General features: G+C 58.2%; 1 pseudogene. It reads left to right on the top strand.

Going from position 1 to position 299, the window contains the following annotated elements:
- Nucleotides 1–45 precede the first annotated feature (45 nt).
- Nucleotides 46–299 (top strand): annotated as a pseudogene (locus tag RRF55_RS27385) (flagellar biosynthesis protein); the annotation flags it as partial.

The raw sequence follows: 299 nt of genomic DNA, 5'->3' as shown, positions 1-299 counted from the left end.
GCTCAAACCCTCGTTTGGGCGAAGCCTCTTTTTGGAGCAAAAAACATGGCCTTTAACCCGGAGCTGGGGAGTACGTCTCCCGCTGTGCTGCTCGATAATGCCGAGCGCCTGGATAAGCTGGTCAATGGGTCTGCGCTGACTGAACCAGATCGCGCTGGCGATGATCTGGATACCTGGCGCGGAATGATGGCGAAAAACGATGAGGTCAGGCAGAACCTGATCCCGCTCAGTAAGCAGTACGCGACGCTGGCGGCGGCGCAGGCGGATATCGCGAATATTCCGGTGGGCTCGACCACGTA

This window comes from Klebsiella sp. K47, assembly GCF_051858335.1.
GTDB classification, from domain to species: domain Bacteria; phylum Pseudomonadota; class Gammaproteobacteria; order Enterobacterales; family Enterobacteriaceae; genus Klebsiella; species Klebsiella pneumoniae.
Note: the sequence above shows the minus strand (reverse complement) of the source record. Positions and strands in the feature narration are given on the sequence as shown.